Source organism: Pseudomonas sp. Tri1 (assembly GCF_017968885.1).
GTDB lineage: Bacteria > Pseudomonadota > Gammaproteobacteria > Pseudomonadales > Pseudomonadaceae > Aquipseudomonas.
The window spans coordinates 3,119,178-3,144,029 of sequence record NZ_CP072913.1 but is presented as its reverse complement, the minus strand read 5'-3'; the positions used below and the strand labels follow the sequence as shown (position 1 = coordinate 3,144,029).

Below are 24,852 nucleotides of genomic sequence, written 5' to 3'. Positions count from 1 at the left end.
GTCTAACTTACTTGGGGGGCGGATTTGCCTTTAACCCGGTCAGCTCGCTCCTCGGGGATACAGGCATCCGCCGTGGCCAGGGCAATCGAACGTCGCGCAGTCATCGCCAGTGCACACACACCGAGCGTTGCCAGGCACAGGCCGGCAAGCATTCCCGCCGGGCCACTGCGATCGAGCAGCGCTCCGGCGCCGATCGGCACCAACAGGCGCGTGAGTACAAAGAGGCTGGCCTGGAGGCCGTAGTCGTCGGCCTGGTGGTCACGGCGGGAGAAAAACATCATCAGGCCGAACATCAGGCTCGATACCGCGCCCATGGCCGTGGCCAATAGATAAGCCGCCACCACCAGCCACGCGGTCGAGGCCTGAAGCCATACCGCGCCAGTCAAGGCCAGCAGCGCCAGCAAGGCCCCGACCATGAACCACGGCGTCACCCAGGCCGGGCCCAGGCGTTGCACCAGCCTGGCGCCCAGAATGCTCGCCAGGACACCGACTACCCCGCCGCCGACGCCGGCAACCCAGGCCACCTGCTGCGCAGGCATCCCCTGGTCCAGCAACAGCGGCTTGAGGTAAAGCCACGCCGCGCCGAGAAAGGGAAAACCGCTGAGCAGCAGCCAGATCCAGAGACGCGCGCCGGGCTGCCGGAAAAAACCTGGCCAATCCAACAGTGCCGGCCGGCTTGCCTGAGCCTCGGCAGCATTGCCATCCGCCTCCTGCAGCCGTCCGAGAAACGGCAGGGCCAGCAATAACCCGGCGGCCATCAGCAGAAACGGCGCCTGCCAGCCCCAGCGCTGCTGCACCAACAGCATCACCCCGGCGCCGACAATGGCGGCGAGGAACAGCGCCGCCGAACGGATCCCCCCGCCCGCAGTCGCTGCGCTTGCGGCAATAGTCGGATGGCCAGGGCGTTTACCGGAATATCGGCCCAGGTCGCCAGCACGCCGGCGGCGAAGGCCAGGCCGAACAGGAACAAGCGGTTAGCGGTAATCGACTGCTGACTGGCCAGCACCAGCAACAGCGCCAACAGCAGGCACAACCCCAGCGCCCAGAGGCGATAGTGCCCCCGGGCACAGCGATACCGTTGTACAGGCACGGCCAAGAGGAATTTGAACACCGCAGGCAGCCCCGTCAGTTGGAACAGCCCAATGTCCGTGCCGGACCAGCCATGTTCGCGCATGACCAGCGGAAGCCCCAGCAACAGGTAGATGCTGGGCACCGCGAGGACGAAATGGAGCCAGCCAAACAGCCATTGCAGACGCCACATGCGAGCGTTTTCCTGGCTTTTCATGAGCCGCTCCGACGCGCCACTTGCACCGCCACCGGCGCGACGGCAAAAGCCACTTCAGGGTAATGGTCGATATCGACGAAACCAGCCTGGGTCAATGCCTCGGCCAGGCCGCCGGCGTGGGTGACCTGGCGACCGAGCATCTGCATCGACAGGTAGTAAGGCATGACCCGCCTGGCCAGGTCCGGGTCCAGGGGGACTTCGGCATGGGCGCTGACCAATACGCCGCCAGGACGCAACGCCCCGTGGATTTTCTCCAGGCTCGCGGCCAGGTCCGGGACAAAGTGCAACACCGAGGAACACCAGATCAGGTCATAACCCTCGCCGATGTCATCGCTTGCCAAGTCCCCACCGCGGACCGAGAGACGTTGCTGGAGGCCGGCCTTATGGATATTTTCCGCCGCCACGCTGACGGTCTGGGGAAAATCGAACACCTCGCCGCTCAACATCGGGTTATCCCGGGCCAAGGCAATCGCGACCAGCCCTGGGCCGCCCCCCAGGTCCAGGAATCGGCGGGCATGGGCGAACTCGGGAATCCCTGCCATCAAGCGCAACGCCACCTCCACCGTGACGGCCCGTTGCTCTTGGGCCAGTTGCAAACGCGCAGCGGCCGTCCAGTTCTCGATAGTGGTCGCCACGTTCGGCGCCTGTCCGCTGGGCTGCCCCGCTCGAACCTGATCACCCAACTGCCCACCGAAATGCCGAAGCCCGCGCAGGCGGAACGTCCAGGCATCGCCACAGTAGTCCGGAGCCTCGGCGCGCAAGTAGTCGTGGGCCACGGCAGCGTTCTGGTAGCGCGGCGGTTGCTGTTGGTCACGCACCAGCAAGGCCATGCTCCACAGCGCTTCCAGCCAGTAACCGGTGTTGACCGGGTCGAGTTGCAACTGCCGGGCAATGGTCTGCGCCGTGACAGGCACTTGCAGCAAGTTGAAGAGCTTCCATTCCAGCGCAATGCGCAGGGCGTCGGCGCGCACGCCGGCCAGGGTCAAGTCCCAGTAGGGTTGCAGGGGATGCGGTGTTGCCAGGTCGATTCCATTCATCATTCGCAGCTCACAGTTCATAGCTCACACGCAGGCCGATTTCCCTTGGCGGGCTGTAGACCCGTGCGGTGCCGTTCAAATAGCCGACGGCGTCGTAACGCTTGTCGGCGGCGTTCTTCACGTAGGCACTGATGCCGTACTGGTCGAAGTCATAACCGGCATTGAGGTTGAGCAAGCCGTAGCCGCCACGGCTGTACTGGTTGGCCGAGTCCAGATAGGTCTTGCCAACCACGTCCACGCCCCCCTGGGTCCACCAACCGGCGGGGGCGTCGTAGCGCAGGCTCAGATGGCCAGTGAAGTCAGGGGCGTAGGGGTTGCGATTGCCCTGGTAGTCATTGGTGCCGTCACTGAAACGCTCGAAACGGGTGCGGTTCAGGCCCACGGAACCAACCAGCGTCCAGTTGTCGGCGAGAAGATATTGGGCTTCGAGATCCATCCCAGTGGAGTGCGCCGATGCCGCGTTGGTGATGTACACCACGCCTGGCTGGAGCATCTGCTGCACTTGCATGTCGCGCACGTCCATCCAGTACAGCGCCGCCGAATAACGCAGGCGCCTGTCGTCCAGCCAGCCCTTGGCGCCGACCTCATAAGTCTTGACCTTCTCCGGGTCATAACCGGGGTAATTGGCGGCGCTGGAAAAGGCATTGAAACCTCCAGCACGAAAACCTTCGGCATAGCTGGCGTACAGATAAGCATCCGGCTGCCACTCGTATTGCAGCGAGACCTTGGGGGTAAAGCGTTGCCATGCCTGGCTCTGTTGGCTACCGCCTTGGGGATCGATGCGCACTTTGTCCTGTTCGACGCGGGCGCCGAGAGTCAGGGTCCAGAGCTCGGACAAGGGCATCAACCACTGGCCGAACAACGCCGTGGTGTTGCCACCCAACTGCACATCCGTGCGGGACAGGCCGACGGGCAGTTTCTGCTGGTAAGACAGGTCGTGGTCATCATGGTCGGCATAGACGCCGAGCAGCCACTGGTTCTCGTCCCATTGGCCTTCCAGGCGAAACTCCTGGGACAAGGTATTGAAGTGGTAATCACGGCCTACGTGGAACCGGTCGGCAGGCTGGAAATCGGTGTCTTGGCTTACCCGGTCGTAGAAGTCATTGCGTGCGCTGATCGATCGCAGCTTCAGGCCCGATTCGAACTCATGCAGCACGTCCAAAGACTGGCTGCGACCGCTGGAGTGGTTCCAGCTCGAGGTGCCGGAGCGCACCTGGCGCCGGGAAGAGTCCGCCAGGCCCCACTGGGCACCAGCGTCACGATAGTCCTGGCGGCTGTAGCGCAGGTTGACGTCCGTGGCCAGGGTCGGCGTCCAGCGCAACACCATGCGAGCACTGTGACGTTCGCGATCATCGGCCCGCCCGCCGCGCCAGTCGTTGTCAATGTAGCCGTCGCGCGCCTGCCATTGCCCGGAAACCCCGGCGTACAGCGTGTCCGGAAGCAGCTCTGTACTGGTATCAACGCCCAGGGTGCGCTCGTCGCGGCTGCCGCCACCGGCGTCGATCCGGGCATAGGGCAGTGCTTCGGGCTGGCGAGTGTGGAGGCTCAATACGCCGGCTTCGGCGTTGCGGCCATACAGGGTCGACTGGGGCCCGCGCAGGATTTCGATGCGCTCCACCCCCAGCAGGTCGTGGTCAAAGCCCTGCCCCATCAGGGTCGGCACGCCGTCGACCAACATCAACATCGAGGAAGAAAACGCCGTAGGGCTGGCAGTCAGGCCGCGCACCACCGGCAGGTTGGTGCCCGACTGGCCAAAAGGTTGGAAGGTAAAACCGGGAGTGGCCCGCGCCAGGTCTTCCAAGTCATTGATACCGCCCTTGCGCAGGTCCTCGCCCGTCAGAACCGACAAACTGGCAGGAACTGCTTCCTGAGGCTGCTCGATCTTGTTCGCCGTTACAGTAACCGCAGCCAGCTCGGTCTGCGCCGCCACATTCACGGCCACGCCCAGGCAGCCGACGCATAACGTATAACCGCTGGCTTTGAATACAGGCTTGACCATCGCACTCCCCATCAATGAATCAGCGACTGCCTCGTTCTTGCGATAGCAGTTGAGATGCAAACATGGTATTGATTAATGCGAATAGTTATCATGTAGTTCATATGGAATCTGGATCAATCCATATGCAAGCCAGAGTCAACCAAGGAGGACAATAAAAGTGGCGGCCCTACAGAAGATTTCCCAGTCGTATCGAGTTGCGCCAACGCACTCGCGATTGATCAGTAACGACCCCTGTGGCTGGACGCGCCAGCAACTGCCGGGGGAACTGGGCGAGTGCTATTCCGAGCGCTATTTCGTCGATAACGACCTGATGGTGGTGCGCTCGCGCTACCGGCCCACGCGGAATCTGATCGAGGAAACCGTCAGCCCGCACAATCGGCACATGCTGGTCATCACGTTCGGTATGCAAGGCGACTCCGGATACAAGGGCGCCGATGGTTCGGCGGTGTCGTTCCGAGCCGGCTACACCACCATCACCTCGTTCCAGTTAAGCCTGGGCGAGCGGTGCTACGAAGCCGGCACGACCGTTTCTCAGCTCCGGCTTCTGATCGGTGAAGGCATGCTCAACCGATACATCGGCGAGCAGCGCACCCGCCAGCTACTGGGCAACGGCAATGTGCGCCAACTGGCCTTCCAGAAAACCTCGGCCACCAGCGCCAGCCACGCCACCGCCCTGGCCAGATACCTCAACCAGGGTGCGACCGGTGCGTTGGACATGCACATCCACACCCTCTGCCTGCTGTCCGAACAGCTGAAACTGCTGAGCCCGCCCACGTGCCTCCAGAACCCTCAATTCAGCGCCAGCGACATTGAAAAGCTCGACCAGGCACGCGACATCATGATCGAGCAGATGGACCAGCCGCTGACTATTCCCTACCTGTGCGCCGCGGTCGGGCTCAATGAATTCAAGCTTAAGGAAGGCCTGCATTACCGTTTCAACTCCACGCCACACCGCATGCTTCACGAGATCCGCATGCGCAAGGCCTACACACTGCTTGAAAGCGGTTGCCAGGTCGCGCAGGCGGCTTACAAGGTAGGCTACAAATTCCCGAATAATTTCAGCGCCGCATTCACCCGGTTCTTTGGCAAGTCGCCGAAAACAGTATTTGGCAAACGCCGCTGATTCTGCCATGGCGCCCGGATAATTCCGGGCGCCATACCCTCGCCCTTCAAATCCCCCGAATCCCCCTGCCACGGCTACCTGCTGGCCAGGGCGGCCTTCTGTCGCCTTCCCACGCACAAACTCAAAACCGCCACTTGCGCTAGCAGTATTATGGTATACCATCATACGCACAAACCAATTTCCACCTCTTACGGAGCAGCTCATGAGTTTCGAAATTCGCAAGATCGTCAGCTATGTCGAAGAAACCTTTATCGAAGGCGGCAAGGCTACCGACAAGCCGGTGACCATGGTCGGGTTGGCGGTGGTGATGAAAAACCCTTGGCTGGGCCGTGGCTTCGTTGAAGACCTGAAACCGGAAATCCGCGCCAACTGCTCCGACCTTGGCGCCCTGATGGTCGAACGCTTGGTGGGCATCATCGGCGGCGCGGAAAAAATCCAAGCCTACGGCAAGGCCGCCGTGGTGGGCGCCGACGGTGAAATCGAGCACGCCTCCGCCGTGATCCATACCCTGCGCTTCGGCAACCACTACCGCGAAGCGGTCAAGGCCAAGAGCTACCTGAGTTTTACCAACAAACGCGGCGGCCCAGGCACGTCGATCCAGATCCCGATGATGCACAAGGACGACGAAGGCCTGCGCTCGCACTACATCACCCTGGAAATGCAGATCGAAGACGCCCCGCGCGCTGACGAAATCGTCGTGGTGCTCGGTTGTGCCGATGGCGGTCGCCTGCACCCGCGTATCGGCAACCGCTACATCGATCTGGAAGAACTGGCCGCCGAGAATGCGCAGTAATCCAGCCTCGGTAACCACAATAAAAAGGCATGCAGGAGCGCTTCATGATTCGGCTCACCGCTGAACTCACCCCGGCCGGGACCAGTTACCTGGCCACTGGCCAAGGCCAGCCCGTGGTCCTGATCCACGGTGTGGGCCTGAACAAAGAAATGTGGGGCGGCCAGGTCGTTGGTCTGGCCACGAAATACCGTGTCATTGCCTACGACATGCTCGGCCACGGCGCCAGCCCGCGCCCCGAAAGCGGCACCGCCCTGCTGGGTTACGCCGATCAGTTGCTGGAGCTGCTCGATCACTTGCAACTGCCCCAGGCGACGGTGATCGGCTTTTCCATGGGCGGCCTGGTGGCGCGGGCGTTTGCCTTGCATTACCCGCAACGCCTGCACGGCCTGGTGGTGCTCAACAGTGTATTCAACCGCAGCGCCGAGCAGCGCGCCGGAGTCATTGCCCGTACCGCCCAGGCCGCCGAACATGGCCCGGACGCCAATGCCGAAGCCGCACTATCGCGCTGGTTCAGTCGCGAATACCAGGCGGCCAACCCGGCGCAGATTGCCGCGCTGCGCCAGACCCTGGCAGGTAACGATCCCCAGGGCTACCTGACTACCTATGAACTGTTCGCCACCCAGGACATGTACCGCGCCGACGACCTGGGCAACATCCAGGTGCCAACGCTGATCGCCACCGGCGAACTGGACCCCGGCTCGACGCCGGAAATGGCCCGGCAACTGGCCGAACGAATTCCTGGCGCGACCGTTGCCGTACTCGCCGAGCAGCGGCATATGATGCCGGTAGAATCGCCGCGCCTGGTCAACCAGTTGCTGCTGGAGTTTCTCGACACGGCAAGCGCCCGACACAACCAGATAAAGGGGATCGTTGCATGACACTCGCACGTTTTTCGATGTGCATCGGCGGCGAATGGGTCGATGCCCTTTCCGGCAAGACTTTTGAAAGCCTGAACCCGGCTTTGGCCCAGCCCTGGGCTGAATTGCCCGATGCCGACGAAGCCGATGTCGAGCGCGCCGTACAAGCCGCGCAGGCTGCCTTCGAGAGCCCGGCCTGGCGTGGCTTGACCGCCACCGCTCGCGGCAAACTGCTGCGACGCCTGGGTGACCTGATCGCCGAGAACAAAGAACAACTGGCCCAGCTGGAAAGCCGCGACAACGGCAAGCTGATCCGCGAAACCCGTGGCCAGGTCGGCTACCTGCCGGAGTTTTTCCACTACACCGCCGGCCTGGCCGACAAACTCGAAGGCGGTACCCTGCCGCTGGACAAGCCGGACCTGTTTGCCTACACGGTGCACGAAGCCATGGGCGTGGTCGCGGCGATCATTCCCTGGAACAGCCCGCTTTACCTGACCGCGATCAAACTCGCCCCGGCACTGGCGGCGGGCAACACCATTGTGATCAAACCGTCTGAGCACGCCTCGGCGACCGTTCTGGAACTGGCGCGCCTGGCCCTGGAAGCGGGGATTCCACCTGGCGTGGTCAACGTCGTCACCGGTTACGGCCCAAGCACCGGTGCCGCCCTCACCCGCCATCCGCTGGTGCGCAAGATCGCCTTCACCGGCGGTGCCGCCACGGCCCGGCATGTGGTGCGCAGCAGCGCGGAGAACTTCGCCAAACTGTCGCTGGAACTGGGGGGCAAATCACCGAACATTATCTTCGCCGACGCCGACCTCGACAGCGCCATCAACGGGGCGATTGCCGGGATCTACGCGGCATCCGGCCAGAGTTGCGTGTCCGGTTCGCGCTTGCTGGTGCAGGAAGAAATCTACGACGAATTCGTCGCGCGCCTGGTCGAACGCGCCCAGCGCATCCGCATCGGAAACCCGCAGGAAGACAGCAGCGAAATGGGGCCGATGGCCACCGCACAGCAACTGGCCGTGGTTGAAGGCCTGGTAGCCGACGCCATCGCCGAAGGTGCGCGCCTGCGCCTGGGTGGCAAGCGTCCGCAGAACCTAGGGGACGGCTGGTTCTATGAACCGACCCTGTTCGAATGCGACCGCAACTCGATGAAAATCATGCAGGAAGAGGTCTTCGGCCCGGTGGCCTCGGTCATCCGCTTCAAGGATGAAGCCGAGGCGCTGGCGATTGCCAACGACTCGCAGTTCGGCCTCGCCGCCGGCATCTGGACCCGCGACCTGGGCCGCGCCCATCGCCTGGCCCGGGACGTGCGCTCCGGAATCATCTGGGTCAACACCTATCGTGCGGTCTCGGCCATGGCGCCCATCGGCGGCTTCAAGAACAGCGGCTATGGACGCGAAAGCGGCATCGATTCGGTGCTGGCTTATACCGAACTGAAAACGGTGTGGATCAATCTCTCCCAGGCGCCGATGCCTGATCCGTTCGTGATGCGCTAGGAGTCCTGAGAAATGATCGAACCCGGCATCTACAAAGAAGTCATGAGCTCCTTCCCGTCCGGCGTCACGGTGGTCACCACCCTGGACCCGGATGGCAATATCGTCGGTATCACTGCCAGCGCCTTCAGCGCATTGTCGATCGACCCGGCGCTGGTGCTGTTCTGCCCCAACTACGCTTCCGACACCTACCCGATCCTGCGCGACAGCAAGCAGTTTGCGATTCATTTGCTCTCGGCCGACCAGACCGCCGAAGCCTATGCGTTTGCAGGCAAAGGCAAAGACAAGGCCAAAGGTATCGATTGGCACCTCAGCGAACTGGGCAACCCGCTACTGGCCAAGGCCACAGCGATTATCGAATGCGAACTGTGGCGCGAATACGACGGCGGTGACCACGCGATCATCGTTGGCGCGGTGAAGCACCTGATCCTGCCCGAGCAACCGGTCACACCGATGATCTACCACAAAGGCAAGCTGGGCCCGCTGCCGGCGCTGGCCTGATGGCTACACACATCCCCCTGTGGGAGCGAGCTTGCTCGCGAAAGCGGTGGAGCAGTCGACATTGATGTGCCTGACACACCGCCATCGCGAGCAAGCTCGCTCCCACAGGTTCATCACTTTTTCAGGGAGCCCGCATGAGCAACGATAAATATGAACAAGGCCTCAAGATCCGCACTCAGGTGCTGGGCGAGGCTTATGTGCAGCGCTCCATTGAGAACGCCGACGACTTCACCCGGCCCCTGCAGGAAATGGTCACCGAATACTGCTGGGGCCATGTCTGGGGTCGTGAGGGTTTATCGCTCAAGGAACGCAGCATGATTAACCTGGCGATGATCTCGGCGCTCAATCGACCCCATGAACTCAAGCTGCATGTGCGTGGCGCCTTGCGTAACGGCTTGAGTCGTGAGCAAATACGCGAAATTCTGCTTCAGGTCGGTATCTATTGCGGCGTCCCGGCTGCCGTGGACAGTTTCCGGCTTGCCCGTGAAGCCTTCGCCGAAGCCGACGCCGAGGCCTCCAGTCAACCCTCGGCTGTTTGATCTGAACGTGCACGGATGTTGCCCGTTTGGCATGGACAGCCATATTACAGAGCGGACCCCATGAAACGCCTGCCACTCGACGACAGCTTCAAGGTCAATCGCAACCCCGTTACCCTGCGCGAGATCGTGCTGGATAAATTGCGAAGTGCCATCATGAACTTCCAGCTTCTGCCGGGCGATCGCCTGGTCGAGCGCGATCTGTGCGATCGCCTGGGCGTGAGCCGCACGTCGGTGCGCGAAGCCTTGCGCCACCTCGAATCCGAAGGCCTGGTGGAATTCGCCGATGCCAAGGGCCCACGGGTGGCAATCATCACCCTGGCCGATGCCGGCGACATCTATGAATTGCGCTGTGTGCTCGAAGGCTTGATCGTCCAGCTCTTCACCCTGCGGGCCAAGGCCAAGGACATCAAGGCGCTGGAGAAAGCCCTGGAAGAGAACCGCAAGGCCCTCAAGGATGGCGAGCTGCAACAGGTCATCGATTCGGTGCAAGGCTTCTACGACGTCTTGCTCGAAGGGTCCGGCAACCATGTCGCCGCCACCCAGCTGCGCCAGTTGCAAGCCCGCATCAGTTACCTGCGGGCCACATCGGTGTCCCAGGAAAACCGTCGCGGCAGCAGCAACCAGGAAATGGAGCGCATGGTCGAGGCGATCAAGAGCGGCGATCCCCTGGCCGCCCACCAGGCATGCGTCGACCATGTGCGCGCCGCCGCCAAGGTTGCCCTGGAGTACCTCAAGCGTCAGCAGGAAGAAACCGGCGAGATTCCTGAAATCACGGCGCCCATCGCCCTGAAAGAACCCCGTATAGGTCGCTGAGATGTTCAGCCCCAGCTTTTGTCCAAAGTGTGGCGGCAGTGACCTGAGTCACCGCCTGCCAGCGGGCGATACCCACCAGCGACTGATGTGCGGCGGCTGCGGCTACATCCATTACGTCAACCCGAAGATCATTGCCGGCTGCATCATCGAGCAGGACGGCAAATACCTGTTGTGCCAGCGCGCCATCCCACCGCGCCCCGGCACCTGGACCTTGCCGGCCGGCTTCATGGAGGGCGGCGAAACCACCGAGGACGCGGCGCTGCGGGAGGTCTGGGAAGAGACCGGCGTGCGCGCGGAAATTGTCTCGCCCTACTCGATTTTCAGTGTGCCGAAGATCAGCGAGGTGTACATCATCTTCCGCGCCACAGCGCTGGAGATCACCGGCCAATACGGGCCGGAAACCCTCGACTACAAATTCTTCGCCCCCGAAGACATTCCCTGGGACAGCATCTATTACCCGGCCATCCGCCAGATCCTCGAACGTTATATCGAGGAACGCCAGGCCGGGGTCTATGGTATCTACATCGGCAACGACGACAGCGGCAAGATCCATTTCATCCGCTGACAAACCTCAGGGTGCCACGCCCTCGACGATGATCACCTCGGCCTGAGCCACGCCCTCTCGATGCCCCTTGGCCGCCTGATACTGCTCTGAGTGATAACAGGCCAGCGCCTGTTCGTAAGAGTCGAACTCGATCACCACGCTGCGCTGCGGCGTGTCCCGGCCCTCCATCGCTTCGCTGCGCCCGCCCCGGGCCAGCATCCGCCCGCCATACAAGGCAAACGCCGCCGGCGCCCGTTGGGTGTATTGGCTGTATTGATCGGGGTCGGTGACATCCACATGAGCAATCCAGTACGCCTTCATAGTGACCTCTCGGTTATTTTTGTATTATGGTATACCACAACATCATTCCACCAAGCACCCATCAAAACAAAGAGAGCCCGACATGGCCTTTAACAGCATTCAGGAAATCATCGAAGACTACCGCCAGGGCAAGATGGTGTTGCTGGTGGATGACGAAGATCGGGAAAACGAAGGTGACCTGCTGCTGGCCGCCGACTGCTGCAACGCCCAGGCCATCAGCTTCATGGCCCGTGAAGCGCGTGGACTGATCTGCCTGACCCTGACCGACGAGCACTGCCAGCGCCTGGGTCTGGAGCAAATGGTGCCGAGCAACGGCAGCGTGTTCAGCACCGCGTTCACCGTTTCCATAGAGGCCGCCACGGGCGTGACCACCGGTATTTCCGCCGCCGACCGGGCATGCACCGTCGCCGCCGCCGTGGCCGCCGATTCGGGGCCCACCGATATCGTGCAGCCGGGGCATATCTTCCCGTTGCGCGCCAAGGAAGGCGGTGTACTGACCCGCGCCGGGCACACCGAAGCCGGTTGCGACCTGGCGCGCCTGGCGGGTTTCACGCCCGCATCAGTGATCGTCGAAGTGATGAATGATGACGGCACCATGGCCCGCCGCCCGGACCTGGAGGTTTTTGCCCGCAAGCACGGGATCAAGATCGGCACCATCGCCGACCTGATCCATTACCGCCTGAGCACCGAGCACACCGTGGTGCGTATCGGCGAACGGGAACTGCCCACAGTGCACGGTACCTTTCGCTTGTTCACCTTTGAAGATCGCATCGAAGGCGGCGTGCACATGGCGATGGTCATGGGCGACATTCGCCGGGAGGAACCGACTCTGGTGCGGGTGCACGTGATCGACCCGCTGCGGGATCTGGTGGGCGCCGAATACAACGGCCCTTCCAACTGGACCCTGTGGGCAGCACTGCAACGGGTCGCCGAAGAAGGCCGTGGCGTGGTGGTGGTGCTGGCCAACCACGAGTCGTCCCAGGCGCTGCTCGAGCGAGTGCCGCAACTGACCCAGCCGCCACGACAGTTCAGCCGGTCGCAATCGCGCATCTATTCTGAAGTGGGCACCGGAGCACAAATCCTCCAGGACCTGGGCGTCGGCAAGTTGCGTCATTTGGGCCCGCCGCTCAAGTACGCGGGGTTGACGGGGTATGACTTGGAGGTGGTGGAAAGTATTCCTTTCACCGGATAACAGAAAACCTGTGGGAGCGAGCTTGCTCGCGATAGCGGTGGGTCAGTCAACATCCATGTCGACAGATCCATTGCCATCGCGAGCAAGCTCGCTCCCACAGGGTTCGATCCAGCAATGACAGGGAACAATCTATCCCCGGACAGATAGCCGGTACGGCAAAATGCTTGCAGAAAGTTTGGAATACCATAATATGATATTCCATAGACCGAACGCTTCAGCCAAGTGCCCCCGGCAGGGAAAGCACAAACAAAAGCCCTTGGCCCGGTCGCCTTTAAGGCCAGATGGACCTACTGCTCCCGATAGGCGGGCGACAAAAGCCCGCTCAAAAACACAACAATGAGGGCGTAAAAATGGTGTTGAAGAAAAGTGCAGCCGCAATCTTTTTTGCGGGCCTGTTGAGCGTCGCCAGCCAGGTGTCGTTGGCTGCTGAAAGCGTCAACTTCGTCAGTTGGGGCGGCAGCACCCAGGACGCGCAGAAGCAGGCCTGGGCCGACCCATTCAGCAAGGCCAGCGGCATCACCGTGGTCCAGGATGGCCCGACAGACTACGGCAAGCTCAAGGCCATGGTCGAAAGCGGCAATGTGCAATGGGACGTGGTCGACGTCGAGGCGGACTTCGCTTTGCGCGCCGCCGCTGAAGGCCTGCTCGAGCCCCTGGACTTCTCGGTCATCCAGCGCGACAAGATCGACCCACGCTTCGTCTCCGATCACGGCGTCGGTTCGTTCTACTTCTCGTTCGTCCTCGGCTACAACGAAGGCAAGCTCGGCTCCGGCAAGCCTCAGGACTGGACCGCGCTGTTCGACACCAAGACCTACCCCGGCAAACGCGCCCTGTACAAATGGCCAAGCCCAGGCGTCCTTGAACTGGCGCTGCTGGCCGATGGCGTCGCGGCGGACAAGCTCTACCCGCTGGACCTGGACCGCGCCTTCAAGAAGCTCGACACCATCAAGAAAGACATCGTCTGGTGGGGCGGCGGCGCCCAATCCCAGCAACTGCTTGCCTCCGGCGAAGCCAGCCTCGGCCAGTTCTGGAACGGGCGCATCTATGCGTTGCAACAGGACGGCGCGCCGGTTGGCGTGAGCTGGAAGCAGAACCTGGTCATGGCCGACATCCTGGTCATTCCAAAGGGGTCGAAGAACAAGGCTGCGGCCATGAAGTTCCTGGCCAACGCCAGCAGCGCCAAGGGCCAGGCCGACTTCTCCAACCTGACTGCCTATGCGCCGGTCAACGTCGACAGCATCGCGCGCCTGGATTCGGTACTCGCCCCCAACCTGCCGACCGCCTATGCCAAGGATCAAATCACCCTTGATTTCGCGTACTGGGCCAAGAACGGTCAGGACATCGCGACACGGTGGAACGAATGGCTGGTCAAATGAAAATAGCGGCATCGGCAACCCAGCACACCGGAGGCGCCGCCGGCGCTACCGGTGTGAGCATCGCCAAGACCGTTGCCCCACAAACCCCGTCGTTGGCCCAGCGCTGGCGCGGGGCCGCAAACCTGCTTCCCGCCCTGCTGTTCCTCGGCCTGTTCTTCCTGGCGCCGCTGATTGGTCTGTTGTTGCGCGGCGTGCTGGAACCGGTGCCCGGCTTGGGTAATTACGAGCAACTGTTCGCCAACTCGGCCTACGCCCGGGTGTTGATCAACACCTTTTCGGTGGCCGGGCTGGTGACGCTGTTCAGCCTGTTGCTGGGTTTCCCCCTGGCCTGGGCCATCACCCTGGTGCCCCGTGGCTGGGGGCGCTGGATGCTGAACATCGTGTTGCTGTCGATGTGGACCAGTCTGCTGGCCCGCACCTATTCCTGGCTGGTGTTGCTGCAAGCCTCCGGGGTGATCAACAAGGCGTTGATGGCCATGGGCATCATCGACCAACCGTTGGAGATGGTGCACAACCTCACCGGCGTGGTGATCGGCATGAGCTACATCATGATCCCGTTCATCGTTCTGCCGCTGCAGGCAACCATGCAGGCTATCGACCCGATGGTCCTGCAGGCCGGTTCCATCTGCGGCGCCAGCCCCTGGACCAACTTCTTCAAGGTGTTCCTGCCGCTGTGCCGACCGGGGCTGTTCTCCGGCGGGCTGATGGTGTTCGTGATGTCCCTCGGTTACTACGTGACCCCGGCACTGCTGGGCGGAGCGCAGAACATGATGCTGCCTGAATTCATCATCCAGCAGGTGCAGTCGTTCCTCAATTGGGGCCTGGCCAGTGCCGGCGCCGCCTTGTTGGTGGCGATCACCCTGGTGTTGTTCTACTTCTACCTGAAGCTCCAGCCGGAATCCCCGGTGGGTGCCAGCAACGCGAGGTAAGCCGTCATGCTCCTGACCCCCAATGCCATGAGCCGGCGCATGCGGTTCGGCCTGTACTTCACCACTGGCCTGATCGCGCTGTTCCTGCTGTTGCCGATCGTATTCATCGTGCTGCTGTCGTTCGGTTCGTCCCAGTGGCTGGTGTTCCCGCCACCAGGCTGGACGTTGAAATGGTACGGCCAATTCTTCTCCAACCCGGACTGGATGAGCGCGGCCCTGACCAGCCTCAAGGTCGCGGTCCTGACCACCGTCTGCGCCGTGGCGCTGGGTTTGCCCACTGCGTTTGCCCTGGTTCGCGGGCGGTTCCCGGGTCGGGAAATGCTCTATGGCCTGTTCACCCTGCCGATGATCGTGCCGCTGGTGATCATCGCGGTGGCGGTGTACGCGCTGTTCCTGAAACTGGGTTACACCGGGACGCTGTTCGCGTTCGTGGTCAGTCACGTGATCGTCGCACTGCCCTTCACCATCATCTCGATCATCAACTCGCTCAAGCTGTTCGACCAGTCCATCGAAGACGCGGCGGTGATCTGCGGCGCCTCACGCCTGCAAGCGGTGTTCAAGGTGACCTTTCCGGCGATTCGCCCCGGCATGGTCGCCGGTGCCTTGTTCGCCTTTCTGGTGTCGTGGGACGAGGTGGTGCTGAGCGTGATGATGGCCAGCCCGACCCTGCAAACCCTGCCGGTAAAAATGTGGACCACCCTGCGCCAGGACCTGACGCCTGTGATCGCCGTCGCTTCGACGTTGCTGATCGGCCTCTCGGTGTTGGTGATGGTGATCGCCGCCGCCCTGCGCCGGCGCAACGAAATCAGCGCCTGAGCGCCTAGGAGAACACAATGAGTGCCGTCAAAGACCCCGCACAACAGCACAACAAGACCCTGGTCAGCCTGCGCAACCTGAACAAGCATTACGGCGATTTTGCCGCCGTGGACGATATCTCCCTGGACATCCAGGACGGCGAATTCCTGACCTTCCTCGGCTCCAGCGGCTCAGGCAAGAGCACCACGCTGTCGATGCTCGCCGGGTTTGAGACCCCCAGCAGCGGCGAGATCCTGGTGGACGGCAAGTCCTTGGTCAACGTTCCGCCGCACAAGCGTGACATCGGCATGGTGTTCCAACGTTACTCACTGTTCCCGCATCTGTCGGTGCGCGACAACATCGCCTTTCCCCTGGCGATCCGCAAACTGGCGAGCGCCGAACGCGAACGCCGAGTCGATGCGATGCTCAAGCTCGTGCAACTGGGCGAGTTCGCCCATCGGCGGCCTTCGCAACTCTCCGGCGGCCAGCAGCAGCGTGTGGCGATTGCCCGGGCGCTGGTCTATGAGCCACGTATTCTGCTGATGGATGAACCCCTCGGCGCCCTGGACAAAAAACTCCGTGAAGACCTGCAGGATGAACTGCGCCAACTGCATCGGCGCTTGGGCATCACCATCGTCTACGTCACCCACGACCAGGAAGAAGCCATGCGCCTGTCCCAGCGCATTGCGATTTTCAGCCACGGCAAGATCGTCGGCCTGGGCAGCGGCTATGACCTCTACCAGAACCCGCCGAACGCCTTTGTCGCGTCCTTCCTGGGTAACTCCAATTTCCTCAAGCTCAAGGCCCAGGGCAACGCGGTGGCGACCTTCGAAGGCCAGTCGTTGTCGATCCGCCTGACCGCCGGCCTGCAAGTAGAGCAGGACGTGCTGCTGATGGTGCGCCCGGAAAAAGCCCTCGCCTTGAGCGTCGAACAAGCCGCTCAGGAGCCCTTGGCCGCCGGCTGGAATGAAGTCTCGGCCAAGGTCGTCGAAGTGCTGTTTCTCGGTGAAAGCCAGACCTGTAGCGTGATGACTTCCAGTGGAACCGCCATGACTGTCAAGGCGCTGTCCGCCGCCGGCATGCCACTCAAGGCTGGCGACCCAGTGCGTGTGCGCTGGGCCACCGCTGATGCCTGCGTCTACACCCAATGGGTCGAGAGCGACCTGAACAAAGCCGCCGGTGCCCATTGATGAACGCCGTCTGCCCCTCCATAAAAGCCGCACCCGAGGATCGTCCAATGATCGACGCCGCCGTTTACAAACAAGTCATGGGCTCGTTCCCGTCCGGCGTGACGGTGATCACCACGCTCGATGATGATGGGCAGATCGTCGGCCTCACCGCCAGCGCGTTCAGCTCGTTGTCGATGGAGCCGGCCCTGGTGCTGTTCTGCCCCAACTACAGCTCCGACTCCTACCCGGTGCTGATCAAGAACCGCCGCTTCGCCATCCATGTGCTCTCCGGCGGGCAACAGAACGAAGCCTACGCCTTCGCGCGCAAAGGCAAGGACAAGGCCCAGGGCATCGAGTGGACCCTGAGCGAGTTGGGTAACCCGCTGCTGAGCAATGCCACCGCCATCATCGAATGCGAACTGTGGCGTGAATACGAAGGCGGCGACCACGCCATCATGGTCGGCGCCGTGAAGAATCTGATCGTGCCGCAACACACACCAGGCCCGCTGGTTTACTGCCACGGCAAGATGGGCGCCCTGCCCGTCCTCGCCTGAACCGATCGTCAACGACAAGAGAAAGCGCCATGAAATTTTCCCTGTTTGTACACATGGAGCGTTGGGACGAAAGCGTCAGCCATCGCCAGTTGTTCGAAGACCTGACTGAGCTGACCCTGCTGGCCGAGGCTGGCGGTTTCAGCACCGTGTGGATCGGCGAGCACCACGCCATGGAATACACCATCTCGCCAAGCCCGATGCCGCTGCTGGCATACCTGGCCGGCAAGACCACCACCATACATTTGGGCGCCGGCACCATCATCGCGCCGTTCTGGCACCCGCTGCGGGTGGCTGGCGAATGCGCGCTGCTGGACGTGATCAGCAATGGCCGCATGGAAGTCGGTCTGGCCCGTGGCGCCTATCAGGTGGAGTTCGACCGCATGGCCGGCGGCATGCCGGCGTCCTCCGGTGGCCAGGCCCTGCGGGAAATGGTTCCGGTGGTACGCGCCCTGTGGCAAGGTGACTACGCCCATGACGGCGAAATCTGGAAATTCCCCACCTCCACCAGCGTGCCCAAGCCGATCCGCAAACCACACCCGCCAATGTGGATCGCCGCCCGCGACCCGGACTCCCACAACTTCGCCGTCGCCAATGGCTGCAACGTGATGGTCACGCCGTTGATGAAGGGCGATGAAGAAGTCCTGGACCTGAAGAACAAGTTCCAGGCCGCCCTGGACAACAACCCTGACGTACCACGCCCGCAATTGATGGTGTTGCGCCACACCCACGTGTATGCCGTGGACGATCCCGAGGGCTGGAAAGTCGGTGCCCAGGCAATCTCCAAGTTCTATCGCACCTTCGATGCCTGGTTCGGCAACAAGCAAGTGCCGGTCAACGGCTTCCTCGCGCCAAGCCCCGAAGAAAAATTCGCCGAGCGTCCGGAGTTCCAACTGGAAAACATCCGCAAGAACACCATGATTGGCACACCGCAGGAAATCATCGAGCGGATCAAGTACTACCAGGAATTGGGGGTGGATGAGTTCAGCTTCTGGTGCGACAACAGCTTGTCCCATGCCGAGAAGAAGAAGTCCCTGGAGTTGTTTATCCAGCAGGTGGTGCCGGCGTTTCGCTGATCCGCAGCCTTTGAGACCTGATAGCGGGAGCCACTGGCTTGGTCAGTCCGTTGAACCGCCATCGCGAGCAAGCTCGCTCCCACAGGGGATTCATGGCGAACACAAACTCGATGAACACCCGCAACCAATGTGGGAGCGAGCTTGCTCGCGATGGCGGCCGAAACGTGAAGGTGATCCCCAAAAAAATGCCCGGACTTCAAGGTCCGGGCATTTTGTTTTCAGGAGGGATCAGAACGTCACGCTGGCACTCAGGCGGGCGGTACGTGGTTCACCGACATTGACTTGCAGTGGGCTGCCGGTGGACGACGGGTAGTACTGCTTGTCGAACAGGTTGTCCACGTTCAACTGCAACGAGGTTTTGTGCCCCAGCACTGGAGACTCCCAGCGCAGGAAGGCGTCGGCTACGGTATAGCTGCTGAGCCAGAAGTCGTTGGCGTTGTTGGCGGCGCGCTCGCCGACGTACCGCGCACCGGCCCCGGCGTGCCAGGCGCCGAATTCGGCAGGCACGTTCAAGTGGTGGCTCAGGTACAGGCTGGCGGTGTGCTTGGGTGCGTCAGCGAGGCGATGGCCTTCATCATCCGGATCGTCGAGGATTTCCGTGTGGGTGTAGGCGTAGGTGCCAATCAGGTCCCAACGCTCGGACAGGCGGCCGGTGATATCCAGCTCCAGCCCTTGGGAGCCGACTTTACCGGCGGCTTCCGACAGGGTCACGCCATTGACCGTGGAGGACGTCACGACGTTTTTCTTTACGATGTCGAACAGCGCGAGGTTGATGTTCAAGCCTGGTAGCGGATCGTACTTGGCACCGACCTCATAGCTGCGGCCCTCTTCCGGGTCGAAGGTCTTGCCGGCGTCGTCCACGGTGTCATTGGGCTTGAACGAGCGGCTGTAGTTGCCGTACAGCGACAAAGTGTCGGTGGCTTTGTAAACCAGGCCGAGGAACGGCACGAAGGCGTCACCGTTGTCATCGCGGTTCAACTTGTAGCTGCTGCCCAACCCCTGGTCGCTGTACTGATCGTAATGCTGGTAGCGCCCCCCCAGGACCAGGATCCAGCGGTCGTCGAGGTGCCAGTTGTCTTTCAAGTACATGGAACTGGACGTCAGCTCATTGCGCAGATCGCTTTGGGCAGCACTGACCAGGCTGGGTTCCGGCAGGTTGCCATAGACCGGTGAAGTGATATCGAAACCACCGCGTACGGCATTGCGATAGGTTTTCCCGCGGTACTGGTCGGACACCTGGTTATCAACACCGATCAACAGATCATGGCGTTGGCCGAACAGGTCCTGCTGGCCTATGAAATCCCAACTCGCGTAGCGGGTTTCATCATCGTAATGGGCGCCGTTGGCTGCCCGTCGAAGCGTGTTACCCGTCAACGAATTGGGCTGCGCAATCGAAAGACTATACCGGTCGTTATTCCACCCATAAGTCACCCGGGTCTTCCACGCATCGCTCAACTCGTACTCAAAGCGCGCCGTCGCCGTCTCGCGAATACCCTGGCTCTTGGCCCACGGCTCATCGAGACGCTTGTCATAGTCGATGTCCGCCGGATGCCCATTCCTGAACACCGTTCCGCGATCAAACGGATTGGAATATTCGTTGTACTCATAACTGAGGTTCAACGAAGCCCGCTCCCCCGTCCAAGCCAGCGACGGTGCCACCAGCGTGCTCTCGTTGACGCCGTAGTTGCGCCAGTAGTCCTCATGCCCGCGCTCGGCAATCAAGCGATACGCCAGGCCGGTGTCGCCCAACGGCCCGGTGGTATCCAGGGCCATGGTGCCGCCGCCCTCGCTGTAGGCCGAGCCGCTCAGCGTGGTGCTCTGGGTGTACTCGGGCTTCTTGCTGATGACGTTGACCAGGCCACCGGGCTCCAGCGCGCCGTACAGCATCGAGGCCGGGCCCTTGAGCACTTCGACCCGCTCGGTGGTGGCGCTGAAGTTATGCCCCAGGTTCGAACGCACGCCATCGCGCAGGATCGAGCCATCGTCGTTGGTGCCGAAACCGCGCTTGACCAGCGAGTCCCGCGAACCGCCCAAGGTATTGCCCTGGCTGACGCCACTGACGAACTTCATTGCGTCGGCCAGCGAGCGCACCTGATAGTCGGCCAGGGTCTGCTGGGTCACCACGTTGATCGATTGCGCCTCTTCCTTGATCGGTACATCGCTTTTGCTCGCCGTACTGGCCTGCGATGCCGTATAGCCCTCGTCCTGAGTGATGCGACTGCCCTGGATGTCCGTAGCCGGCAGTTCAAGGGTGTCCTGTGCCCACACTGGGCTTGCAATGAAACAGCAAGACAATGTTGGCAATACACACTTGATGAAGACGTTGCGATTAGCGAGAGGGGTGGAACGATTCAAGACGCTGCACTCATTGGGGGATGTTAATGAGAGCGAATATACTTTGAGAACGATTCCCAGTAAATCTTTTCTATTCCTCCTGCGCTTGGCTCGCCTCCCCCTGATAGCCACCACAAACTCATTGTGGGGGCGAGCTGGCTCGCGATAGCGGTATGTCAGTCAAAGCGTCATTGGCTGTCGGTCCCTCATCGCGAGCAAGCTCGCTCCCACAGGTTGTCAGTGCGCTGGGCTACGCTAAATAACGCGAAGTGATATCAAATCGCCTCAACCCGCTAAAGCTTTGTCGCCAGCGGTCGAATGTATTCCATTGAGTGATTTTTTTGCCCAGGAGCAGCGGCATGCAGACGTTAAAGGCCTTGTACGAGTCTATCGAGATGCAATTTTTCGATACCCTCACCAAAAAGCTGTCGAGCCTTTTCCTGCTGGTGTTGGTCAGTGGTCTGCTGTATTGGGTAGCGCTCAGCGCACGCGCCGAGATTGTGCTGCAGTTGCGTAACGCGCAGTTGGACAGCGCCTTGCTGGGGCAGATCGAGGCCCGGCTGGACAGCCTCACCCACGCCCTGCTCTTCGGCGCCTTCCTGTCGCTGTGCATGATCAGCTTCATGGTCTGGTACTTGCGCCACCTCATCGTGCGCCCCGTCACTGCCATGACCAAGGCCCTGGAAGAGATCGCCAACGGCGAAGGCGACTTGTCCAAGGACCTGCCGCTGGTGACCCACGACGAGATTCGGACACTGGCCAGCACCTGCAACCGATTCCTGGCCAAGCAACGGGAGATCATCAGTAATGTCCAGGCGCTGACCGTGCACATCGCCGTCGAATCGGCGCGTTCGCTGAAAAACATCAGCGACTCCAGCGACAGCGCCACCCACCAGGCCCGCTTCGCCAAGGAAGTGATGGACCAGAGCAACACCGCCGTGGGCCGCATCGAAGAAGTCTCGCGCCAGACCCAGGGCATCTCCAGCACCACCGCCCAGAACCTGAGCATGGCCCGCGACTCCTATTCCGAACTGCTGGAAGTGACCGGCAACATCAGCGAGATCTCCAGCAGCCTCAATGAATTCGCCACCCTCGTAGGCGCCTTGAACCAGCGTTCCTCAAGCATCAAGTCCATCGTCGGGCTGATCCAGCAGATCTCTGCCCAGACCAACCTGCTGGCCCTCAACGCCGCCATCGAAGCCGCCCGAGCCGGCGAAAGCGGCCGCGGCTTCGCCGTGGTGGCCGATGAAGTGCGGACCCTGGCGCAGAACGTCAGCCGGGCCACCGACGATATCTCGCGCAACATCGACGCCATGCTTGAAGAAGTCAGCTCCACCCACGAACAGACCAACCAGATCAGCCACAGCGCTCGGGAAACCCAGAAAGTGGTGGAGCGCGCCTCCGGTCATTTCGAAAGCATGATTGGCGATTTCGAATCCACCAACGGCAAACTGGCGGACATCGCCACGCACATCCAGCAGTTCGCCGACAGCAACACAGGCATCAACGAACGGGTAACGCAGATCCATGCCGACAGCCAGTTGATCGACCAGCGCATGCAGCACTCGGCGACGGCCACCCGTGACCTGTCCGGCGTTGCCGAAAAGGTGCAGGCGCTGTTGGGTCGGTTCGTGCTCGGCCACGGCAAGCTGGATGCCGCTATTACCCGAGCCAGCCAGTGCCGCGACATCCTCCAGGTACGCCTGGAAGCGCTGCAAAAGGAAGGTCTCAACCTATTCGACCAGAACTACCAATTGATCCCCGGCACCGACCCCAAGCAGTACATGACCAGCTATACCGAACGCTTTGCCCAGGTCTGCCAGGAAGAATGCGACACGCTCACCCGCAGCACGCCGGGTGGCAAGGTGTCGTTCATTGTCGACACCAAAGGCTATTGCCCGGTGAACAACAGCTGGGTGTCGAAGCAGCCCACGGGGGATCGCGCAGTCGACCTGCCGGTGTGCCGCAACAAGCGGATCTTCGGCGACCCGATTGGCCTGCGCGCAGCCGGCAACGTCCAGCGCTTCCTGCTCCAGACTTACCTGCGCGACACCGGGGAGATCATGACCGAGATCGACGTACCGTTCTTCTTCGGCGGCCGCCATTGGGGCAACTTGCGGGTGGGGTTCGATGCGGCGGTGTTGTTGGCGGAGTGATCAACAGCGCTATCAAGCCAGACGAGTACCCTGTGGCGAGGGAGCTTGTAGCCCATAAAATCATGTGGGAGCAAGCTCGCTCCCACAGCGTTGCGCGTTAATAGGGGGCCCGGGCCGGCGCGGAGGTCTTCAACGCACCCAGCAAACCGCTGCGGGTTGCCCGGTTGACGGCACTCACCAAGGCCTTCAAGGACGCCGACAGGAAGCTGCCATCGCGCGCGGCACCGAAGATGAACTGGGTGCCCAGGCGGATCTCGACGTAGGCAATCGCTTCGGATTCGGCACCATCGCGTGTGGCATGCTCGTGGTAATCGGCAATGTCCAGGTCGGCGCCACAGGCGGCGAGCGCATCGACCATGGCCGCCAACGGGCCGTTACCCTCGCCGGCCAGGTGCACTTGGCCCTGTGGTCCTTCCAGCCGTGCATCGATGTAGGTGGTGTCGCCTTCGCTGACGACTTGCGGTTTGCCAAGCCGGTAAGGCATCCCCTCGGTGAGGTACTGCTCGGTGAAGCACTCCAGGATCATCTCGCTGGTAATCTCCCGGCCCGTTTCGTCAGCCACTTGCTGGACCAGCCCACTGAACTCCATTTGCAGGCGTCGCGGCAGGACGATGCAGTATTGCTCCAGCAGATAGGCCACACCGCCCTTGCCGGACTGGCTGTTGACGCGAATGACCGCCTCATAGCTACGCCCCATGTCCGCCGGGTCGATGGGCAGGTAAGGGACTTCCCAAAACCCTTCGGGACGGGCATTGCGGGCGGCAAAGCCCTTCTTGATCGCGTCCTGATGCGAACCGGAGAACGCCGTGAACACCAGCTCGCCGGCATAGGGATGGCGTGGGTGAGTTGGCAACTGATTGCAATATTCGACCTCGCGCTGCACATGCACGATGTCCGAAAAATCCAGCTGCGGGGAAACCCCGCTGGTGTAGAGGTTCATCGCCAAGGTGAGGATATCGACGTTGCCAGTGCGCTCACCGTTGCCAAACAGCGTCCCTTCCACCCGCTGGGCACCCGCCAGGCAAGCCTGTTCGGCGGTGGAGACGCCTGTGCCGCGGTCGTTGTGCGGGTGGACGCTGATGATCACGCTGTCCATGCGGCTGAAGTGGCGGCAGAACCATTCGATCTGATCGGCAAACACGTTGGCCGTAGACACCTCCACGGTGGTCGGCAAATTGAGGATCATTTTATTCTGCGGGGTGGGCTCGAACTGCGCGGCCACGGCTTCACAAATCTCCAGGCCGAAATCCAGCTCGGTGAAGCAGAAGGTTTCCGGCGAATACTGGAACGTCCATTCGGTCTGCGGGTTCTGCTGCATCAACGCCTTGATTTCCCGGGTCGCATCGGTGGCAATTTTGATGCAGCCGGCCTTGTCGACGCCAAATACCACATCGCGGAAGACTGGAGCGGTGGCGTTGTAGACATGAACAATAGCTCGCGGGGCGCCCTTCAGCGCTTCAAAGGTTCGCTCGATCAAGTGTGTACGCGCCTGGGTCATGACCTGGATGGTCACGTCCGATGGAATTTTGTTGCCTTCGATCAATTCGCGTACGTAGTCGAAATCGGTCTGCGAAGCCGCAGGAAAACCCACCTCGATCTCCTTGAAGCCCGTCTTGACCAGCAAGTCGAAGAACCGGCGTTTGCGCTCGGCGTTCATAGGCTCGATCAGTGCCTGGTTGCCATCGCGCATGTCGACGCTGCACCAGGTCGGTGCGTGGCGCTGGACCCTGGACGGCCATTGCCGGTCAGGCAGGTCCACGGTGGAGAAAGGGCGGTATTTGACGGAAGGGTCGCTGAGCATCATGCGTTCGTCTCCTTGAGGGCAACAAGTCACTGGATCGATTCGCAGGAGGCGAACCAAATTGGATCCAATGAAGCGAATTCTAGAGAATGCAGGCTGCTCAAGGATTGCTAATAATGTCTTAAAACTTGATAAACAAGATAAAATCAATAAATAACCGGTACC

The 24,852-nt window shown here is 61.5% G+C and carries 23 protein-coding genes; 16 read left to right on the top strand and 7 right to left on the bottom strand.

What is annotated here, in order from left to right; all coding sequences use genetic code 11:
- Positions 1 to 2: 2 nt before the first annotated feature.
- From J9870_RS29510 to J9870_RS13430, 4 genes are read right to left on the bottom strand one after another with little or no spacing between them, the layout of a single operon-like run.
- Positions 3 to 806, bottom strand: coding sequence for an MFS transporter (locus J9870_RS29510; protein WP_246883120.1), 804 nt, complete (start codon positions 804 to 806; stop codon positions 3 to 5).
- A complete protein-coding gene (locus tag J9870_RS29505) occupies positions 806 to 1,285 on the bottom strand; it encodes a hypothetical protein (RefSeq protein WP_246883119.1) in 480 nt (159 codons plus the stop codon). Before J9870_RS29505 ends, J9870_RS29510 begins: the two co-directional genes overlap by 1 nt.
- Positions 1,282 to 2,322, bottom strand: coding sequence for a methyltransferase (locus J9870_RS13435; protein ID WP_210645253.1), 1,041 nt, complete (start codon positions 2,320 to 2,322; stop codon positions 1,282 to 1,284). The genes J9870_RS29505 and J9870_RS13435 overlap by 4 nt, the downstream gene beginning before the upstream one ends.
- A 10-nt stretch (positions 2,323 to 2,332) precedes the next feature.
- Complete coding sequence (locus tag J9870_RS13430; RefSeq protein ID WP_210644760.1) at positions 2,333 to 4,321, bottom strand: TonB-dependent receptor; 1,989 nt, start codon at positions 4,319 to 4,321, stop codon at positions 2,333 to 2,335.
- Positions 4,322 to 4,478: 157 nt separating this feature from the next.
- Between J9870_RS13430 and J9870_RS13425 the strand changes: the two genes are divergently transcribed.
- The 8 genes from J9870_RS13425 to J9870_RS13390 all read left to right on the top strand — a co-directional run bounded on the left by J9870_RS13425 (position 4,479) and on the right by J9870_RS13390 (position 11,008).
- Positions 4,479 to 5,444: an AraC family transcriptional regulator gene (locus J9870_RS13425; protein ID WP_210644758.1), complete on the top strand. Its 966-nt coding sequence runs from the start codon at positions 4,479 to 4,481 to the stop codon at positions 5,442 to 5,444.
- Between the two features lie 202 nt (positions 5,445 to 5,646).
- Positions 5,647 to 6,237 (top strand): amino acid synthesis family protein, encoded by a 591-nt coding sequence (locus tag J9870_RS13420; protein WP_210644756.1) that lies wholly within the window; start codon positions 5,647 to 5,649, stop codon positions 6,235 to 6,237.
- Positions 6,238 to 6,281: 44 nt separating this feature from the next.
- Entirely contained in the window at positions 6,282 to 7,115 is an 834-nt protein-coding gene (locus J9870_RS13415; protein ID WP_210644755.1) for an alpha/beta fold hydrolase, read from the top strand.
- On the top strand, positions 7,112 to 8,593 hold the full coding sequence (locus J9870_RS13410) for an aldehyde dehydrogenase (protein WP_210644754.1): 1,482 nt from the start codon (positions 7,112 to 7,114) through the stop codon (positions 8,591 to 8,593). The genes J9870_RS13415 and J9870_RS13410 overlap by 4 nt, the downstream gene beginning before the upstream one ends.
- Before the next feature lie 12 nt (positions 8,594 to 8,605).
- Complete coding sequence (locus J9870_RS13405; protein WP_210644752.1) at positions 8,606 to 9,091, top strand: flavin reductase family protein; 486 nt, start codon at positions 8,606 to 8,608, stop codon at positions 9,089 to 9,091.
- Between the two features lie 134 nt (positions 9,092 to 9,225).
- On the top strand, positions 9,226 to 9,630 hold the full coding sequence (locus J9870_RS13400) for a carboxymuconolactone decarboxylase family protein (RefSeq protein ID WP_109755321.1): 405 nt from the start codon (positions 9,226 to 9,228) through the stop codon (positions 9,628 to 9,630).
- A gap of 60 nt (positions 9,631 to 9,690) precedes the next feature.
- Entirely contained in the window at positions 9,691 to 10,443 is a 753-nt protein-coding gene (locus J9870_RS13395; RefSeq protein ID WP_210644750.1) for a GntR family transcriptional regulator, read from the top strand.
- A gap of 1 nt (position 10,444) precedes the next feature.
- On the top strand, positions 10,445 to 11,008 hold the full coding sequence (locus J9870_RS13390) for an NUDIX hydrolase (protein WP_210644747.1): 564 nt from the start codon (positions 10,445 to 10,447) through the stop codon (positions 11,006 to 11,008).
- A gap of 6 nt (positions 11,009 to 11,014) precedes the next feature.
- Here the strand turns inward: J9870_RS13390 and J9870_RS13385 are convergent, their stop codons facing one another.
- Positions 11,015 to 11,308 carry a DUF1330 domain-containing protein gene (locus J9870_RS13385; RefSeq protein ID WP_210644745.1) on the bottom strand — a complete coding sequence of 98 codons (294 nt, stop codon included), beginning with the start codon at positions 11,306 to 11,308 and terminating at the stop codon, positions 11,015 to 11,017.
- A gap of 82 nt (positions 11,309 to 11,390) precedes the next feature.
- On the opposite strand from J9870_RS13385, the gene ribBA reads away from it, so the two are divergent.
- The 7 genes from ribBA (at position 11,391) to J9870_RS13350 (ending at position 18,396) form a co-directional block, all read left to right on the top strand.
- Positions 11,391 to 12,500 carry a bifunctional 3,4-dihydroxy-2-butanone-4-phosphate synthase/GTP cyclohydrolase II gene (ribBA, locus tag J9870_RS13380; protein WP_210644743.1) on the top strand — a complete coding sequence of 370 codons (1,110 nt, stop codon included), beginning with the start codon at positions 11,391 to 11,393 and terminating at the stop codon, positions 12,498 to 12,500.
- A 350-nt stretch (positions 12,501 to 12,850) separates the two neighbouring features.
- The gene (locus J9870_RS13375; protein ID WP_210644741.1) at positions 12,851 to 13,876 is read left to right on the top strand and encodes an ABC transporter substrate-binding protein; all 1,026 of its coding nucleotides are present in this window, start codon (positions 12,851 to 12,853) and stop codon (positions 13,874 to 13,876) included.
- Positions 13,873 to 14,805 carry an ABC transporter permease gene (locus tag J9870_RS13370; RefSeq protein ID WP_210645251.1) on the top strand — a complete coding sequence of 311 codons (933 nt, stop codon included), beginning with the start codon at positions 13,873 to 13,875 and terminating at the stop codon, positions 14,803 to 14,805. Before J9870_RS13375 ends, J9870_RS13370 begins: the two co-directional genes overlap by 4 nt.
- 6 nt (positions 14,806 to 14,811) lie before the next feature.
- A complete protein-coding gene (locus J9870_RS13365; protein WP_210644739.1) occupies positions 14,812 to 15,621 on the top strand; it encodes an ABC transporter permease in 810 nt (269 codons plus the stop codon).
- Positions 15,622 to 15,638: 17 nt separating this feature from the next.
- Complete coding sequence (locus tag J9870_RS13360; RefSeq protein WP_210644737.1) at positions 15,639 to 16,790, top strand: ABC transporter ATP-binding protein; 1,152 nt, start codon at positions 15,639 to 15,641, stop codon at positions 16,788 to 16,790.
- Between the two features lie 47 nt (positions 16,791 to 16,837).
- Entirely contained in the window at positions 16,838 to 17,323 is a 486-nt protein-coding gene (locus tag J9870_RS13355; RefSeq protein WP_210644735.1) for a flavin reductase family protein, read from the top strand.
- Between the two features lie 29 nt (positions 17,324 to 17,352).
- Positions 17,353 to 18,396, top strand: coding sequence for an LLM class flavin-dependent oxidoreductase (locus J9870_RS13350; protein ID WP_210644733.1), 1,044 nt, complete (start codon positions 17,353 to 17,355; stop codon positions 18,394 to 18,396).
- A gap of 228 nt (positions 18,397 to 18,624) precedes the next feature.
- Here the strand turns inward: J9870_RS13350 and J9870_RS13345 are convergent, their stop codons facing one another.
- Positions 18,625 to 20,751 (bottom strand): TonB-dependent siderophore receptor, encoded by a 2,127-nt coding sequence (locus J9870_RS13345; protein ID WP_210644731.1) that lies wholly within the window; start codon positions 20,749 to 20,751, stop codon positions 18,625 to 18,627.
- A gap of 338 nt (positions 20,752 to 21,089) precedes the next feature.
- Here J9870_RS13345 and J9870_RS13340 point away from each other — a divergent pair, with 338 nt between their 5' ends.
- Positions 21,090 to 22,886, top strand: a complete 1,797-nt coding sequence (locus tag J9870_RS13340; protein WP_210644729.1) for a methyl-accepting chemotaxis protein — start codon at positions 21,090 to 21,092, stop codon at positions 22,884 to 22,886.
- Between the two features lie 97 nt (positions 22,887 to 22,983).
- On the opposite strand, the gene leuA is transcribed toward J9870_RS13340, so the two are convergent.
- Complete coding sequence (gene leuA / locus J9870_RS13335) at positions 22,984 to 24,690, bottom strand: 2-isopropylmalate synthase (RefSeq protein WP_210644727.1); 1,707 nt, start codon at positions 24,688 to 24,690, stop codon at positions 22,984 to 22,986.
- Positions 24,691 to 24,852: the final 162 nt, after the last annotated feature.

Excerpts from the sequence above, each read along its gene's own strand:
- J9870_RS29510 (WP_246883120.1), bottom strand. The coding sequence starts at position 806 with ATGCTGTTGGTGCAGCAGCGCTGGGGCTGGCAGGCGCCGTTTCTGCTG.
- J9870_RS29505 (WP_246883119.1), bottom strand. The coding sequence starts at position 1,285 with ATGAAAAGCCAGGAAAACGCTCGCATGTGGCGTCTGCAATGGCTGTTT.
- J9870_RS13435 (WP_210645253.1), bottom strand. The coding sequence starts at position 2,322 with ATGAATGGAATCGACCTGGCAACACCGCATCCCCTGCAACCCTACTGG.
- J9870_RS13430 (WP_210644760.1), bottom strand. The coding sequence starts at position 4,321 with ATGGTCAAGCCTGTATTCAAAGCCAGCGGTTATACGTTATGCGTCGGC.
- J9870_RS13420 (WP_210644756.1), top strand. The coding sequence starts at position 5,647 with ATGAGTTTCGAAATTCGCAAGATCGTCAGCTATGTCGAAGAAACCTTT.
- J9870_RS13415 (WP_210644755.1), top strand. The coding sequence starts at position 6,282 with ATGATTCGGCTCACCGCTGAACTCACCCCGGCCGGGACCAGTTACCTG.
- J9870_RS13410 (WP_210644754.1), top strand. The coding sequence starts at position 7,112 with ATGACACTCGCACGTTTTTCGATGTGCATCGGCGGCGAATGGGTCGAT.
- J9870_RS13405 (WP_210644752.1), top strand. The coding sequence starts at position 8,606 with ATGATCGAACCCGGCATCTACAAAGAAGTCATGAGCTCCTTCCCGTCC.
- J9870_RS13400 (WP_109755321.1), top strand. The coding sequence starts at position 9,226 with ATGAGCAACGATAAATATGAACAAGGCCTCAAGATCCGCACTCAGGTG.
- J9870_RS13395 (WP_210644750.1), top strand. The coding sequence starts at position 9,691 with ATGAAACGCCTGCCACTCGACGACAGCTTCAAGGTCAATCGCAACCCC.
- J9870_RS13390 (WP_210644747.1), top strand. The coding sequence starts at position 10,445 with ATGTTCAGCCCCAGCTTTTGTCCAAAGTGTGGCGGCAGTGACCTGAGT.
- J9870_RS13385 (WP_210644745.1), bottom strand. The coding sequence starts at position 11,308 with ATGAAGGCGTACTGGATTGCTCATGTGGATGTCACCGACCCCGATCAA.
- ribBA (WP_210644743.1), top strand. The coding sequence starts at position 11,391 with ATGGCCTTTAACAGCATTCAGGAAATCATCGAAGACTACCGCCAGGGC.
- J9870_RS13375 (WP_210644741.1), top strand. The coding sequence starts at position 12,851 with ATGGTGTTGAAGAAAAGTGCAGCCGCAATCTTTTTTGCGGGCCTGTTG.
- J9870_RS13370 (WP_210645251.1), top strand. The coding sequence starts at position 13,873 with ATGAAAATAGCGGCATCGGCAACCCAGCACACCGGAGGCGCCGCCGGC.
- J9870_RS13365 (WP_210644739.1), top strand. The coding sequence starts at position 14,812 with ATGCTCCTGACCCCCAATGCCATGAGCCGGCGCATGCGGTTCGGCCTG.
- J9870_RS13360 (WP_210644737.1), top strand. The coding sequence starts at position 15,639 with ATGAGTGCCGTCAAAGACCCCGCACAACAGCACAACAAGACCCTGGTC.
- J9870_RS13355 (WP_210644735.1), top strand. The coding sequence starts at position 16,838 with ATGATCGACGCCGCCGTTTACAAACAAGTCATGGGCTCGTTCCCGTCC.
- J9870_RS13350 (WP_210644733.1), top strand. The coding sequence starts at position 17,353 with ATGAAATTTTCCCTGTTTGTACACATGGAGCGTTGGGACGAAAGCGTC.
- J9870_RS13340 (WP_210644729.1), top strand. The coding sequence starts at position 21,090 with ATGCAGACGTTAAAGGCCTTGTACGAGTCTATCGAGATGCAATTTTTC.
- leuA (WP_210644727.1), bottom strand. The coding sequence starts at position 24,690 with ATGATGCTCAGCGACCCTTCCGTCAAATACCGCCCTTTCTCCACCGTG.